This is a genomic window from Methylobacterium marchantiae (genome assembly GCF_042679825.1).
Lineage (GTDB): Bacteria > Pseudomonadota > Alphaproteobacteria > Rhizobiales > Beijerinckiaceae > Methylobacterium > Methylobacterium marchantiae.
The window spans coordinates 1-12,395 of the sequence record NZ_JBHTND010000014.1 but is presented as its reverse complement, the minus strand read 5'-3'; the positions used below and the strand labels follow the sequence as shown (position 1 = coordinate 12,395).

General features: G+C 67.3%; 11 protein-coding genes. 7 read left to right on the top strand and 4 right to left on the bottom strand.

Annotated elements, in window-relative coordinates; genetic code table 11:
* Positions 1–28: 28 nt before the first annotated feature.
* Together ACFQ4G_RS11635 and ACFQ4G_RS11630 are read right to left on the bottom strand one after the other, a co-directional pair.
* On the bottom strand, positions 29–388 hold the full coding sequence (locus tag ACFQ4G_RS11635; protein ID WP_238206604.1) for a hypothetical protein: 360 nt from the start codon (positions 386–388) through the stop codon (positions 29–31).
* Positions 389–508: 120 nt separating this feature from the next.
* Positions 509–1,537 carry a DUF2336 domain-containing protein gene (locus ACFQ4G_RS11630; RefSeq protein ID WP_238206606.1) on the bottom strand — a complete coding sequence of 343 codons (1,029 nt, stop codon included), beginning with the start codon at positions 1,535–1,537 and terminating at the stop codon, positions 509–511.
* A 269-nt stretch (positions 1,538–1,806) separates the two neighbouring features.
* Here ACFQ4G_RS11630 and ACFQ4G_RS11625 point away from each other — a divergent pair, with 269 nt between their 5' ends.
* The 5 genes from ACFQ4G_RS11625 (at position 1,807) to ACFQ4G_RS11605 (ending at position 5,404) form a co-directional block, all read left to right on the top strand.
* Entirely contained in the window at positions 1,807–2,370 is a 564-nt protein-coding gene (locus tag ACFQ4G_RS11625) for an iron transporter (RefSeq protein ID WP_238206608.1), read from the top strand.
* 62 nt (positions 2,371–2,432) lie between these two features.
* Positions 2,433–2,729 (top strand): cupredoxin domain-containing protein, encoded by a 297-nt coding sequence (locus ACFQ4G_RS11620; protein WP_238206652.1) that lies wholly within the window; start codon positions 2,433–2,435, stop codon positions 2,727–2,729.
* A 4-nt stretch (positions 2,730–2,733) separates the two neighbouring features.
* Positions 2,734–4,134, top strand: coding sequence for a 4Fe-4S binding protein (locus ACFQ4G_RS11615; RefSeq protein WP_238206610.1), 1,401 nt, complete (start codon positions 2,734–2,736; stop codon positions 4,132–4,134).
* Positions 4,135–4,177: 43 nt separating this feature from the next.
* The gene (locus ACFQ4G_RS11610; protein ID WP_238206619.1) at positions 4,178–5,005 is read left to right on the top strand and encodes an FTR1 family iron permease; all 828 of its coding nucleotides are present in this window, start codon (positions 4,178–4,180) and stop codon (positions 5,003–5,005) included.
* 27 nt (positions 5,006–5,032) lie between these two features.
* The gene (locus tag ACFQ4G_RS11605; RefSeq protein WP_238206621.1) at positions 5,033–5,404 is read left to right on the top strand and encodes a tRNA-binding protein; all 372 of its coding nucleotides are present in this window, start codon (positions 5,033–5,035) and stop codon (positions 5,402–5,404) included.
* Positions 5,405–5,412: 8 nt separating this feature from the next.
* On the opposite strand, the gene ACFQ4G_RS11600 is transcribed toward ACFQ4G_RS11605, so the two are convergent.
* Complete coding sequence (locus ACFQ4G_RS11600; protein WP_238206623.1) at positions 5,413–5,754, bottom strand: DUF167 family protein; 342 nt, start codon at positions 5,752–5,754, stop codon at positions 5,413–5,415.
* Positions 5,755–6,084: 330 nt separating this feature from the next.
* Here ACFQ4G_RS11600 and ACFQ4G_RS11595 point away from each other — a divergent pair, with 330 nt between their 5' ends.
* Entirely contained in the window at positions 6,085–6,969 is an 885-nt protein-coding gene (locus tag ACFQ4G_RS11595) for an HpcH/HpaI aldolase/citrate lyase family protein (protein ID WP_238206625.1), read from the top strand.
* A gap of 222 nt (positions 6,970–7,191) precedes the next feature.
* The gene (locus ACFQ4G_RS11590; RefSeq protein ID WP_238206627.1) at positions 7,192–8,298 is read left to right on the top strand and encodes an alkene reductase; all 1,107 of its coding nucleotides are present in this window, start codon (positions 7,192–7,194) and stop codon (positions 8,296–8,298) included.
* A gap of 6 nt (positions 8,299–8,304) precedes the next feature.
* Here ACFQ4G_RS11590 and ACFQ4G_RS11585 read toward each other — a convergent pair whose 3' ends face one another.
* The gene (locus tag ACFQ4G_RS11585) at positions 8,305–11,607 is read right to left on the bottom strand and encodes a tetratricopeptide repeat protein (protein WP_238206637.1); all 3,303 of its coding nucleotides are present in this window, start codon (positions 11,605–11,607) and stop codon (positions 8,305–8,307) included.
* Positions 11,608–12,395 lie beyond the last annotated feature (788 nt).

Genomic DNA, 12,395 nt, shown 5'->3' with positions numbered 1-12,395 from the left:
CGGGGCGGAGATCGGGCCGGCGAGCCTTTCAGATCGGCTTGCCGGCGATGCCGAGGCCGACCTTCTCGCCGCCCGGCGTGAGAATGCCGTGCTTCAGAATGGCGCTCTGCAGGTCGTCGAACGCGGTGAGCAGATGAGCCTTCGCAGTGTCGATGGACTGGGCGCTCGCGCGCGGGGACTGGCTCATGAGGCCGACGAGACTGTCGGCCCTTTCCAGGACAGTCCGCTGAAAATCGCGGATCGTGTAGTCAGGCTCGATGAAGCGTGTCGCATATTCCATCCAGCGTCGTAGCTCGCTGGGCAGGTCCTCGCCGGCCGAATCGTAGGCCGCGACTTTCTCTCGGGCGTTATCGAAGTTCTTCGCGATGTCGATCTGCAGCTGTCGCATGGGAAAGATCGGGCCGTGTGAGGACTTCATCGGAGGCAATGCGGATCGGGTCCGAGAGGAGCCGTAGCGAAGGCCGGCTCTTTCGCGGGGGCGTCCTGGCGGAAGGCAAGATCGGTGCGATCAGTCATGCTGCGTATCGATCCGGCTGCGCGCCGCATTCATGCGGACGACCCGTTGCGCCGTCGTGACGGAGAGGGCCTGGAACGCTTCCATCATGCCTCGCATCACCTCGGGAGGCGTCTCCCGTTCCGATTTCGTCGCCATGAACAGTTTCAGGATCTTCCAGCCGAATCTGACCGAGCGGACGAGGTAGAGCAAAGGCTCGTAGGACGAGGCGTGATAGGCCTCGATCGCCGTCCGGCTCGGGACGCCAGCGAGGCGGGCCAACGCCACGAGCGCCTCCGTCTCGCGACCGGAATCGAGCCAGCCGACGAGGACCGCCTCGGTGATCTCGCCGCGGCGGGCCTGGCCACCGACGAAGACTTCCGCTGCGAAGAGGGCCGGATCCGGTATGGTGGCGGAGGTCTCGATGCCGATGAAAGGCGAGCCGCTGCTTATCTGCATCTTCGGCATCAGCATTGTCGGCACGTCTCCGCGCTTGCCGAGGCTCGCCGCGAGTTCGGGGTCGGACAGGCTCCTGCCGACGAGGCGTGTGTAGCCCTCGAGGGACAATTTCGCCCCGAGGTTGCGCGCGAGTGCGCGGGATATCTCCGCATTGCCACGCTCGACGATGATGTCGGTCACGAGTTCGACAAGCGTTCTCCGGCGGGTGAGCGCCAGGAGTTGCGGCTGCCCGCAGGCGCGCGCGATCGCGACGAGATCATCGTCCGTCAGGACCGTCGCCCGCTCCAGAGCGGGGATCGCGACGGCTTCCGTAGGGTCGAAGGCGAGATCGCGGATCAGCTTCGGCGGAGCATTCGCGATCGAGCTGATACGGCGCGACAGTTCGCTTCTGTCGGCCTCGTCCATCGTTCGCGCCACATGCAGCATCACCATGTCGAAGGCATGGATATGCTCGCTGCCCAGACGCGGGGCGTAGTCAGCGAAAAGAGTCGCGAGATTGCGCAGGATCATTGCACGGCGCAGCGTCGGAAACTCGGCCATGGTGAGGTCGAGCTGCTGAACGAGGGAACCGATCGCGGTCGCCATGGAAGCGAATGTCTCCGGCCAGAGTCGGGTGCCAGCCCTTTCACCACAGCATGAATTCGTCGCGGCTCCGTTAATGCTCCGATCCCCGGCACATGCGGCACCGACCGACGCCCGGCGGACGGGCGCTCGCGCACCGCCAGGACCGTCTTTCGCGGACTTTGGGCGATCCTCACGTCGTGACCACTAATACATTGGAATTGTTCTGATTTATCGATGTGGCGAAGAAGCATCTTTGCTTCGGCGGAGGGCTGGTTTACGCGCTAACCACGATGCGCAAGATCACTCACTCCGCTCTGTTTTCCGCTGGCCTGATGGCCTTCGCGGCCCTCGGCCCGGGCTCGGCCTTCGCCAAGGAGACGCCGATCGGACCGCATGTGACGCGGGACGGGCTGGAAGTGGCGGCCGTCTACCTGCAGCCCGTCGAGATGGACCCGCCGGACATGATGCGCGCCGCCGCGCAATCCGACATCCATCTCGAAGCCGATATCCGCGCGGCCAAAGACAACCGCAACGGTTTCGCCGAAGGAGACTGGCTGCCCTCGCTCGACGTGTCCTTCGAGCTGACGAAACTGGAAGGCGATGCCGCCACGGGTCCGAAGGTGAGCGGTGCCCTGATGCCGATGGTCGCCAATGATGGCCCGCATTACGGCGACAACGTCAAGCTGAACGGTCCCGGCCGCTACCGGCTGAAGCTCACCGTGGCGCCTCCCGGCAAGAACCAGCATTTCGGCCGTCACGTGGACAAGGAGACGGGGGTCGCCGAATGGTTCAAGCCGTTCGACCTGATCCAGGACTTCACCTTTGCCGGGACCGGCAAGAAGGGGGCGTATTGAGCCCCGCGCCGCAGAAATCGGCAACGGTCGCCCGCCATCTCGCCTTCGCGGTCTGCGTCATCATGGCCGCAGGCGTCGGTTTTGCGCGCGCCGACGAGATGCCCGTCATCAAGGTCGAGATGAAGGATGGCGTGATCATCCCCAAGATCATCGAAGTCCCGGCCAATACCCGCTTCAAGCTGGAGATCAGCAATACCGGCACCTCGCCGGTGGAGTTCGAGAGCATGGAGTTGAAACGCGAGAAGGCGCTTGCCGCCGGCTCGACCTCGGGGATCGTGTTCCGCACCCTCGACCCCGGCACCTACGACGTCTTCGACGATTTCCATCCGGACGCCAAAGCCAAGCTGGTAGCGAAGTAGCGCCATGGCGGCGGGTGCATCGACAGACCTGCGCGAAGCCTGGATCGACCAGCGCCTTGCGGAACTCGGCCGTTGGCTGCAGCGCCACGGTGGAATCATCCGCAGCGTGCAATGGGCGGTGGTGGCGGTCTATCTCGTCCTCGTGGCAGTGCCCGCCTTCCTGCCGCTGCCGGATCGGACGGCCCATCTCTGGAACAACCTGACCGTCCTCGCGCAATTCGCGTTCTGGGGCATCTGGTGGCCCTTCGTCCTCGTGAGCATGGTCCTCGTCGGGCGCGCCTGGTGCGGTGTGCTCTGCCCCGAAGGCACGCTCACCGAATTCGCGAGCCGTTGGAGTCTCGGACGCGCGGTGCCGCGCTGGATCACCTGGGGCGGCTGGCCGTTCATCGCCTTCGCCGGAACCACCGTCTACGGCCAGATGGTCAGCGTCTATGGCTACCCGAAACCGGTTCTCGCCGTGCTCGGCGGTTCCACCGTGGCGGCGATCGCCGTGGGTCTTGTCTATGGCCGCAACAAGCGCGTCTGGTGCCGCTACCTCTGCCCGGTGAACGGCGTCTTCGCGGTACTGGCCAAGCTCGCTCCGGTGAGTTTCCAGGTCGATCGCCCCGCCTGGGTCGCATCCGAGAAACCTAAGGGAACCTCGTTCAACTGCGCGCCCCTGGTACCGGTGAAGACCATGCGCGGGGCGGGCGCCTGCCACATGTGCGGGCGCTGCAGCGGCTATCGCGGCGCGGTTCGCCTCGCCCGGCGCTCACCGGCCTACGAGATCGTGCATGTGGCCGGCTCCGAGCCCAGCCTCGAACAGACGGTCCTGATTCTGTTCGGGATGATGGGCCTTGCGGCCGGCGCCTTCCAATGGTCGTCGAGCCCCTGGTTCATCGACGCCAAGCAATGGCTCGCCACCTGGCTGGTTGAGCGCGGCATGGTCTGGCCGCTCGAGACCACGCTGCCCTGGTTCGTGCTCACCAACTATCCCGAGCACAACGATGTGATGACCCTGCTCGATGGCGGGTTGCTGCTGGGCTATATCGCTGCTGCGACGGTGATCCTCGGGATCGGCCTGTCCGTCCTCGTCGCTCTCGGCACGTGGTTTCTCGGACCCTGGTCCTGGCCGCGTTTCCACCACCTGACCCAGACGCTGATCCCGATCGCGGGATGCGGCGTGTTCCTCGGTCTCTCCGCCCTCACCGTCACATTCCTGCGCGGCGAGGGGCTCGCCATCCCCTACATCGCCGAACTGCGGGCCGGTCTGCTCATCAGCGCGAGCCTGTTGAGCGCGTGGCTGGCCTGGCAGGTGGCGGGACTTTCGAGCGGCGGATGGCGCCGGGCTGGTGCCACGGCCTGCATCGCCGCCGCCGCCACCCTGTCCGTGTCCGGCTGGGTGCTTCTGTTCTGGATCTGGTAGGGCGCCTCCGCCGCCCGCCCGCGACATCGAAGGAGATCTCCGCATGATCGGAGCGTTCGTCATCGCCTTTCGCGAGGTCATCGAGGCCGGCCTCATCATCGGCATCGTGCTGGCGGCCACGCGCGGCATCGCCGGGCGCGGTCGCTGGATCGGTCTCGGCGTGCTCGGCGGCCTCGCCGGCGCCTGCCTTGTGGCGCTCTTCGCCGAACGGATTTCCGACGCGTTCGAAGGCGCGGGCCAGGACATCCTCAACGCCGCCGTGCTCGGCACCGCCGTCCTCATGCTGATCTGGCACAACACCTGGATGAGCCGCCACGGGCGCGAACTCGCGAACGAGCTGAAGGCGGCCGGCGAAGCGGTGCGCAGGGGCGAGAGCACGGCCATGGCCCTCGCCTTCGTCGTCGGCGCGGCGATCCTGCGGGAGGGCGCCGAACTGGTACTGTTCCTCTACGGTCTCGTCGCGTCGGGTACGTCCGGTCCCGACCTGCAGATCGGTGCGCTGAGTGGCGTCGGTGCCGGAATCCTCCTGTCGGCGGTGAGCTATTTCGGCCTCGCGGCGATCCCGACCCGCTACGTGTTCTCGGTGACGAGCGCGCTCATCATCTTCCTCGCCGCCGGTCTCGCGGCCCAGGCGGCACAGTTCCTCACCAATGCCGGCGTCGTCACCGTGCTGGACCGTCCGTTGTGGAACACCGCGAGCATCCTGGCCGAGGGCAGCATGGTCGGCCGCGTGCTCCATGCCCTCGTCGGCTATACCGACCGCCCGACGGGGCTCCAGGTCATAGTCTATCTCGGCACGATCCTGGTGATGGTCGGCCTCATGCAATGGTCGTCCGCCGATAAGAAGCGCCGCACCCTTCGGACGGCATGAACCTCACGCGAAGGCAGGAGGCCGGACATGCACGGGAACCACGACTCGACGGCCTCCGCCGCGGCGCCGATCGGATTCGACGCTTTCCTGGCCGTCGATATCAGGATCGGCACGGTGGTGTCCGCCGAGCCGTTTCCCGAAGCGCGCAAGCCCGCGATCAAGCTCACCGTCGATTTCGGCCCCGTGATCGGCACCAGGCGTTCGAGCGCCCAGATCACCGAGCATTACCGACCTGAAGACCTGATCGGCCGGCAGGTCGCGGCGGTGGTGAATTTCCCGCCGCGCCAGATCGGCAAGTTCCTGTCCGAGGTGCTGACCCTCGGCTTCGCCGACGCCAACGGCGCCGTCGTGCTGTTCCGTCCCGATCATCCCGTTCCGGACGGAAGCCGCCTGTTCTGAAAACCGGTTCAACACCGGCGTGGCGCGCCGGCGATCCAGGCTTCGAGGCGCGCGGCGAAGATGACGGGGTCGCCTTCGAGCGCCAGGATTTTCTGCCGCGCCGTTTCACCCGCAGCGATGCGGATATCGGATCGCCGCATTCCGAGTGCCGCAGCGATGGCGGCGACGAGCGCCGTATTGGCGGCTCTCTCCACCGGCGGTGCGGCGACCCGCATCTGCAGGCAAACGCGTCCGTCGGCCGTCTCCACGATCCCGTCGAGACCGGTCCGGCTCGCTCGCGGAGTCAGACGCACGGCGAGCCGAACGCCGTCCTGCGTCGACGTGTAGGGGCGGGCGGTCTCGCCGGTCATGATCCACCGGTCACGGCGGGGACCTTCTCCGGCGCAGGGCGAAGGATTGCGGCCGGTCTCGTGTCACGCGCTTCCGTCTCTCGCGACATCGGGCAGGCGATCCGGTGCGGAACATGGAGGAGGGGCATCTCTGCACTGGGTTCTCGGGAATCGTGCGTGGAACGGCTTCGACAGGCTCTCTGCGGCCCTGTCGTGCGACAGGCACCCGCCTCGCCGGGGCAGGAACCAACGCTATCAATCGTGCGCCATCGACACGCATTTTAAATCCGCAGGGCTGTCTCGGCAGCCTCGTTGCATTAAGCTGCACCGCATCGTCACTGGAATGCGTTCATGTCCGATCTTCGCCTGCGCCGCAGCGTTCTCTACATGCCCGGCTCGAACCAGAGAGCCCTCGACAAGGCGAAGACGCTGCAGGCCGACGCCCTCATTCTCGATCTCGAGGACGCCGTCGGGCCGGACGAGAAGGTGCTCGCCCGCGAGCAGGTCTGCGCCGCGGTGAAGGGCGGCGGATACGGCAGCCGCGAGTTGGTGATTCGCGTCAACGCCCCGCAGACCCCATGGGGCGAGGCCGACCTGAAGGCGGCGATCGAAGCCTGTCCCGATGCCATCCTGATGCCGAAAGTGTCTTCCCCGGCGGTGCTGGAGAGCATCGCCAACCATCTCGAAGCCCTCGATGCGCCGGAAAGCATCGACGTGTGGGCGATGATCGAGACGCCGGCTGCGATCCTGAACATACAGGAGATCGCCAAGGCCCGCCGCGACCGGCGTACGCGGCTCACCTGCTTCGTGCTGGGCACCAACGACCTCGCCAAGGACACCTGGGCCCAACTCGTCCCCGGGCGGGTGCCGATGCTGCCCTGGATGATGTTCACCCTTGCCGCCGCCCGTGCCGAGGGCCTCACCATCCTCGACGGCGTCTGGAACGATATCGGCGATGTCGAGGGCTGCCGCACCGAGTGCCGGCAGGCCCGCGATCTCGGCTTCGACGGCAAGACGCTGATCCATCCCAACCAGCTCGAGCCGGCCAACACCTCCTTCGCTCCGACTGAGGAAGAGGTGCGGCGCGCCACCCTGGTGATCGAGGCGTTCGACAAGCCCGAGAATGCCAAGCGCGGCGCCATCAAGGTCGAAGGCCGGATGTACGAGCGCCAGCATATCAGCATGGCGCGCCGGGCGGTGAACTGGTCGGAATCCATCGCCGCCCGGGGGTATTGAGGCAAGGGCGCGGCGCTGGCTGCGGGCGCGTCGGGGGAACAAGGCGTTACGAAGGGCGATTGCCCGCTCGACACGCCTTTCCCGCCCCGGCCGGCCGCATTCCCATCGCTCTCGCGTCTTTCGCGCGGAGAGATCGGCAAGGGCGGCGCCGGCGGGCGGGGATGGTGCCCGAAGGCAGCTTCGGCCTTCACGGACGCTTCCCGCTAAGGATTTTCCCGCCTCATGAGCCCGATCCTCGAACCCTTCACCCTCGGCGACCTCACCCTGAAGAACCGCGTCGTGATGGCGCCGCTGACCCGGAGCCGCTCGTCCGACGAGGGCGTTCCCCCGGCTTTCGCGGTGGATTACTACGCCCAGCGCGCCAATGCCGGGCTCATCATCTCGGAGGCGACCAACATCTCGCCCCAGGCCGTCGGCTATGCCCTGACACCCGGCATCTGGACCGACGTACAGGTGGAGAGCTGGAAGGCCGTCACCGCGGCGGTTCATGCCAACGACGGGCGCATCTTCCTGCAGCTCTGGCATACGGGCCGCATCTCGCATCCCGACGTGCAGCCGAACGGCGAGCTTCCCGTGGCGCCCTCGGCCCTGAAGCCGGAGGGCATGGCCTTCACGACATCCGGCATGCAGCCGCACGTGACGCCCCGCGCCCTCGAGACCGACGAGATTCCCGGCATCGTCGAGGATTATCGCAGGGCCGCCGAGAATGCGAAGCGCGCCGGCTTCGATGGCGTCGAGATCCACTCGGCCAACAACTACCTGCTCGAACAATTCGTGCGCGATTCCACCAATCATCGCACCGACCAGTATGGCGGCTCCATCGAGAACCGCCTGCGCTTTCCCCTGGCCGTGGTGAAAGCGGTGACCGAGGTCTGGGGCGGCGGGCAGCGCGTCGGCATCCGCCTGTCGCCAGCGACCACGGAGCCGGGCAAGACGCCCCTCGACAGCGATCCGAAGGCGACCTTCGGCGCCTATGTCGAGGCCCTGAACGGGTTCGGCCTCCTCTACGTCCACACGATCGAGGGCGTCACCCAGCAGACCCGCGACGTGCCGGACGAGGTCGATTTCGGCCAGATCCGCAAGCGGTTCAAGGGCGCCTATATCGGCAACAACCAGTACACGCTCGAACTCGCCGAGAAGGATCTCGCTGAGGGGAGGGCGGACCTGTTCAGCTTCGGCCGGCCCTACATCGCCAATCCGGATCTCGTCGACCGGCTCCGGACCGGCGCACCGCTCGCCGAAGCGCCCAAGGCCTATTGGTATGGCGGCGGTGCCACCGGCTATTCCGACTGGCCGGGGATGAACGGCCCGGTCCCGTTCCGGCGCTGAAGCGCGTCAGCCCTTGGGCGGCGGGGACGGCTCGCTGCCCTGCGCCTCCGCCTGCGATCCCTCCTGCCGCGCCGGTTGCGGCACGGAGGCTTCCGGGTAGCGCTTGCGATATTCCTTGAGGAAGGCCTGCAGCGTCTCCGCCTTGGTCGCTTTTTGGGCGATCTCGCGGAAGGCTTGGCTCCGCACCGCATTCGGCTGGGTCAGGAGCGCGAAGGTCCGGGCATCCGCGCTCTCGGCCATCGGCTCGGCGAATTTCGCCCTCAGGCGCTCCAACCCGAGAGTCTCGCCGGCGAGACCGTAGGCGATGGCCGAGCGGACGATGTCGGACCGCATGGCATCGTTGAGGGGTTTGCGCAGGCGCCACGCCTCGCCGACCATCGCCTCATGCGCCTCGCCGGCCTCACGCCAGCGGCGACCGGTCCAGAGGATGTCCGCGCGCAGGCGCTCGGCATCGGCACCGGTCTCGGCCTCGATCGTTTCCAGGGCCAGATCCGTGCGCGACAGATCGGACAGGGCGCGGGCACGGATCAGGGCGCGGGCCCGGCGCAGATCCTCGGGCAGTTCGGGCTGGTAGGTGGCGTCGATCACCTGAAGCGCCTGAAGCGGCTTCTCGTCCATCAGACGGATGGTCGCCAACCGCGCGGCGACACCGGCACGGGCCGGGCCGGAGAGACGGTTGTCGACCTGATGCTGCAGCAACTCGCCTGCCGAATCGAGTAGGTCGAGTTCGACGAGCTTGTCGGCGAGGCGGCGCACGATCTCGTCGCCGCGCCGGCCGATCGGTGCGAAGTCCTTGAAATCGAAGTAAAGCGCCAGCGCCTCGACACCGGACATCTTCGCGCCTTTCTCGCTGAGATAGAGGTCGTCGAAGAGTTCCTGGGCGCTGTCGTGGAGGTCACGGCTGATCGGCGAATCCGGCGCCAGGGCATCCGCCTTCCGCGAGGCCGCAAAAGCCTGCCGCCAGCGCCCGGCCTCCATGTTGAGCTTGGCCAGAGCCGCGATCGTCTTCTGCTCGATTTCGTCGCCGTGCCAAGTGAGGAGCAGGGTCTCCAGCCGCTCGATCGCCTCCGCCACCGGCAGCTTGCCCAGCGCATGGGCGAGCACCGTCGCACGCAACGTCGCCGCAGCCGCGATCGGCCTCTCCGCGGTCTCCGACAGGCGCTGATAGGCATCGAGGGCCGCGCTCGTCTGGCTCGTCACCTCGTCGATGCGGGCGCGCAGCAGGGCGAGGCGGTCGGTCACGGAGCGTTCCGCCGCACGGGGCAATGCCGTCGTGATCTGCTTCGTCGCCGCGGCCCAGTCGCCGTTCTCGATGGCCGCCTCCGCCGCCGCCGTGCGCAGGAGGCCCTGAAGATCGTCGGGATAGCGCTCGATGACGCTGGCCGTATCGCGGAACGCGGTGTCGGCTGCGGGCCAGCGCCCCGCCTTGGCATCGAGATATCCCTTCCAGAGGCGCGCCTCCGGGTCGGTCCGCAGGAACTCGCTGTCGAGGGCCTTCCGCGCATCGGCGTAGCGGCCCATCTCCGTATTCGCCACGGCAGTCAGTATCGCGAGCTCCCGCTGTCCGGCCATGACCGGGTCCTCGCTCGCCGCTACCTGCAGGGCACCCAGGGCTTCCACGCCGAGCCCGTTGGCGAGCATGCTTCTGGCGAGAGCCAGGCGCAGCGGTCCCCGCGCCGCGCGAGGAGCCTCGACCACGGCGTTGAGCTGCTCACGCAGGTTCTCGCCGATATCGCCGCTTCTCGCCGCGTCCCATGGCCGGCGCTCGATGGCGAGATCGCTCACCGCACTCAGCGCCGGTTCGGTCGGGCGTGCGATGCCGGAGACGGCCATCCCGCCTTCGCGACTTACCGAGACGCCGTCGATGTCTGGTCGCACCAGGAGATCGTCGGCCTTGGCGAGGATGGCGACGCCCTGGCGGCTCGGCAACAGCTCGAAATCCACGAAGACCTGCCGCTTGGGGATTCCCGCCGGCTTCGGACCGTAGCCGGTCACCACGCCGATCCGCTCGCCGTTGCGTTCGATCCAGGTCGAGCCACCGGGATTTGGCAGGCGGATACCGATGCCGATGCGACCGCTGGCTTCCGGATTGCGGATGGCGGAAAGCGGCTCGCTGGCCGACAGGCTCTCGCCGGCGACGAGTTCCCAGCCCGTCGGTGCATCGGCGTCACCGATGGGCACGAGGTCGAGCAGTCGGCCCTGCGGAACCTTGAAGGTGAGATTGACGAAGGCGCCCTGGCGGCGCGGCGCGTTGACGGACTCGAAGACCGGGTCGCCCGCGGGTACGACGACCGGTTCGGGCGTCTCGAAGACCAGGGTGGCGATGCCGGCGCGCTCGTACAGGGCCGCGGCGGGCTGGCGCTGGAACGGGAAGGCGAGTCCGGGTCCGGATGGACGCAGGACGATCGTCTTCTGCGGCGCGGCCACCGGCTGTGCGACGGTCGGGTTCGGCCGAGCCGCGTTGACGGGCGAAGCATCCTGCTTCGCCGAGGTCGCCGCCTGGGCATTCGCGTCCGATGGGCCGGCCTTGACTGCCGTCGGCGAAGCCTTCCGAACAATGTCGAGCGTGACGCCGTCATCGTCCCGCGCGGTCCGGACCTCGTAACCGGCGGCGGGCGTCAGGGTCAGGCGCGCACCATCGGCGTCGCGCTCCACGGCCAGCGTATCGATGGCGGGCTTGGTCCGTCCGTGTACGGCGATGTCGTCGATGCGCCAGGCGCCGGGAATCGTCAACCGCGTCGACAGGCCGGTTTCTTCGAAACGGGCGACGGTTTCCGGTGCGAGCCGGAGGCTGATGCGCGTGAGGGTGGGTAGACGCGAGAGTTCGAGGGGCAGGCGCTTCGGCTCGATCACTGGAGCCGCGGCACGCACGGCCGCCTCCGCCGCCTGCGTCCTGCGGACGAGTTCGGCCACGATCTCGGGCGGAAGGGGAGGGGGAAGGCCAGACCAGTCCTCGGGCAGCAGATCGATGAAGACGTGCTCACCCGCACTCTGGACGTTGAGGCGATAGGGTTTCTGCAGGGCGATGCGCAGGCCGGTCCCGTCGGGGTCGCGGCGCACCATCGAGACGAAATCCGGCATCTCGGCGGTGATCTTCTCCGGCACCGACGTGCTGCGCTCGCCATAGCTGACGAGCAGCACGAGGCCGGACATCCTGGCCTTCACCGGAACCGCCGAATCGAAGGTCAGGGATATACGGCCGTAGCGACCGAGCTGGTTGCCCTTGATCGACAGGATGCGCGCCGCCTCGGCCTGGCCTCCCCAGACGAGGGAGCCCGTGATGATCGACGTCGCGACGAAGCCGGCCATGAGCCGGCGCCGTCGTGTCGCGAATCCGGCCCCCAATCCCATCGCAGGTTACGCCACACCGGATCGAGCGGGGCGCCCGGAAGGGGCCGCCGCGGAACGCTACACCGTCATCCATTCTCCGCGCTCGAGGCTAACGGGCGCCTAACGGGCGCCCGTCGCGATGTCCCAAAACCGATCCTGCACCGGCGATGCCTATGAAATGCCGAGCTTACAGCCCGCCATTGCCGCCGCTCCCGCCGCCGGCGCTTCCGGTACCCGCCCCACGCGCCGGCTGGCTGGAATTGCCGGATGCGGCCGAACTGCCGCGTCCGTAACGGCCTCCGCTCGTATTGGCCGACATGCCCGCTTTGCTCATGCCCCGCTTTGAATGGCGCGAGCGCGCATCGGCGTCAGTCGTCATCTGCGCGAGAGCGAAGGAGGATACGGCCAGGGTGCAGAGTGTAAGGGCCAACGTTTTCATAGATGCTCCTGTCAATACAAGGAGCCAACGCGATAGCCCTTCAGAGTATCCATGAGGGCCGGTAAAGCTTCGAACAGCAAAAGCCCCGCCTGGCGCGGGCCGGGCGGGGCGAAGTCGGGAAGTCCCCTCGGGGCGGAGGGTACGATGTAAACGCGCTGCGTCGTGCCGATCATCCATGAAGAACGATGACCGCACAGATGTCGCATCACCGCAGGCGAGTACCGCCCTAGTTGTCGTTTCCAAGGAGGTTGTCCTTGGTCAGTCTGCTGATGGGTGGGTGTCCGCCGAGGGCTGAGTGGGGTCTGCGGCTGTTGTAGTCGCAGAGCCA

Bases quoted from the DNA above. Each gene is read 5' to 3' on its own strand.
- ACFQ4G_RS11630 (WP_238206606.1), bottom strand. From the start codon at position 1,537: ATGGCGACCGCGATCGGTTCCCTCGTTCAGCAGCTCGACCTCACCATG.
- ACFQ4G_RS11635 (WP_238206604.1), bottom strand. From the start codon at position 388: ATGCGACAGCTGCAGATCGACATCGCGAAGAACTTCGATAACGCCCGA.
- ACFQ4G_RS11625 (WP_238206608.1), top strand. From the start codon at position 1,807: ATGCGCAAGATCACTCACTCCGCTCTGTTTTCCGCTGGCCTGATGGCC.
- ACFQ4G_RS11595 (WP_238206625.1), top strand. From the start codon at position 6,085: ATGTCCGATCTTCGCCTGCGCCGCAGCGTTCTCTACATGCCCGGCTCG.
- ACFQ4G_RS11600 (WP_238206623.1), bottom strand. From the start codon at position 5,754: ATGACCGGCGAGACCGCCCGCCCCTACACGTCGACGCAGGACGGCGTT.
- ACFQ4G_RS11615 (WP_238206610.1), top strand. From the start codon at position 2,734: ATGGCGGCGGGTGCATCGACAGACCTGCGCGAAGCCTGGATCGACCAG.
- ACFQ4G_RS11610 (WP_238206619.1), top strand. From the start codon at position 4,178: ATGATCGGAGCGTTCGTCATCGCCTTTCGCGAGGTCATCGAGGCCGGC.
- ACFQ4G_RS11605 (WP_238206621.1), top strand. From the start codon at position 5,033: ATGCACGGGAACCACGACTCGACGGCCTCCGCCGCGGCGCCGATCGGA.
- ACFQ4G_RS11590 (WP_238206627.1), top strand. From the start codon at position 7,192: ATGAGCCCGATCCTCGAACCCTTCACCCTCGGCGACCTCACCCTGAAG.
- ACFQ4G_RS11620 (WP_238206652.1), top strand. From the start codon at position 2,433: ATGGCCGCAGGCGTCGGTTTTGCGCGCGCCGACGAGATGCCCGTCATC.
- ACFQ4G_RS11585 (WP_238206637.1), bottom strand. From the start codon at position 11,607: ATGGCCGGCTTCGTCGCGACGTCGATCATCACGGGCTCCCTCGTCTGG.